The 1,421-nt window shown below is 69.8% G+C and carries 2 protein-coding genes; both read right to left on the reverse strand.

The window, feature by feature from the left end:
* The coding region (locus DBR22_RS01020) for a uroporphyrinogen-III synthase (protein ID WP_181364972.1) at nt 1-444 on the reverse strand (444 nt) is incomplete at its 3' end.
* A 14-nt stretch (nt 445-458) separates the two neighbouring features.
* Nucleotides 459-1,421, reverse strand: a 963-nt coding sequence (gene cobA / locus DBR22_RS01025; RefSeq protein ID WP_108597379.1) for a uroporphyrinogen-III C-methyltransferase, incomplete at its 5' end; no start/stop codon positions are given.

Here is a 1,421-nt window from a genome sequence, read left to right on the forward strand (position 1 = left end):
GGTTTCGTCGCTGCTGATCCCGACGTCGGCAAGGCCCGCCGCGCGTACGGCACCACGGGCTTTGGGTCCGCGGACGAACATCCGGCAGTTTCCAAGGGTTTCCAGCAGCTGCTCACCGATCCCGAAGGAGTCCGCCGCTTCACACCAGCGGCGCATGCCGTAAGCGGTGGTGGCGATGCACAGGTCGGGTTTGGCGGCGATGACTGCCTTGGTGTCCTCAATGAGGCGGATGTCCTCCTGCACCGGGGCGATCTTCAGTGCGGGGGCGTGCAGCACCTCGGCGCCGCGGCGTTCCAGGGCCTCGATCAGGTCCTGGGAGCGCCGGTGGGAGGTGACGCCGATGCGGAAACCCTCAAGTGGCGAATCCGCGGACTCCCGCCCGGACGCTTCCTCAGTCTGGGCCGGGGGAGCCCCGGGAGCTTCGGTCGGTGCGAGTGCGTTCATGGGGGTCAATCCTTTCACGAGCCCAGCAGCGAGGCCGCCAGCCGGTCCAGGTCGGCGGCGGCCTCGGCATGCCCGCGGTTGGCCTCAGCCACGCGAACCACCTCGCCGATGACCAGCACAGCGGGGTTGCTGCAGCCGGCTGCGGCGGACGTGATGGTGCCCAGATCCGCGATGGTGGTGCGCTGCCCCGGACGGTAGCCGCGTTCGACGACGGCCATGGGCATGTCGTTGCGCATTCCCGCCTTGCGGAGCCCGGCTGCGAGCTGGTGCAGGGTTCCGATGCCCATCAGGACAACGATGGTGCCGCCCAGCCCGGCCAGGTGGGTGTGCTCCTTGTGGGTCAGCGGGGCGTGCCCGGAGACCACGGTGAACATGTGGCTTACTTCGCGGTGGGTCACCGGAATACCGGCCGCAGCCGGCACCGAGATGGCGCTGGTGACACCGGAGATCACGCGGACGGGGACGCCCGCCGCAACACAGGACGCCACTTCTTCGCCGCCGCGGCCGAAGACGTAGGGATCGCCGCCCTTGAGCCGGACCACGTTGTTGCCTTCCAGGGCGGAGGCAACCATCAGCTTCTCGATATCGGTCTGGCTGACTTTGTGGTGGCCGGGCTTCTTGCCGACGTCGATCAGCTCGGCCGAGGTCAGGGACGGCAGCTCCTGGTAGGGGGCCAGCCGGTCATAGAAGACGACGTCGGCATCGCGGAGTGCCTTCACGGCTGCCACGGTCAGCAGTTCAGTGGTTCCGGGGCCGCCACCCACCAGGGTGACGTGGCCCGCGGGGCCGGCGGCAGGTTCGACGGCGACCGGGATGCCGGTGGTGCGGCACCTCTCCAGCAGGGCCTCCCAGCCGGGCTGGCCGTCGTCGACCGCTGCGACCAGGAACGGGCGCTCGGGGAGCGGCCCGTCGTGGCTGGCGCCCTGCGGGGTGCTGAGGCGGGAGACTACCGCGCCTGCAGCTTCATAGCGCCGGAC

Origin of the sequence: Arthrobacter sp. HMWF013 (assembly GCF_003061105.1) — a bacterium.
Classification (GTDB): domain Bacteria; phylum Actinomycetota; class Actinomycetes; order Actinomycetales; family Micrococcaceae; genus Arthrobacter.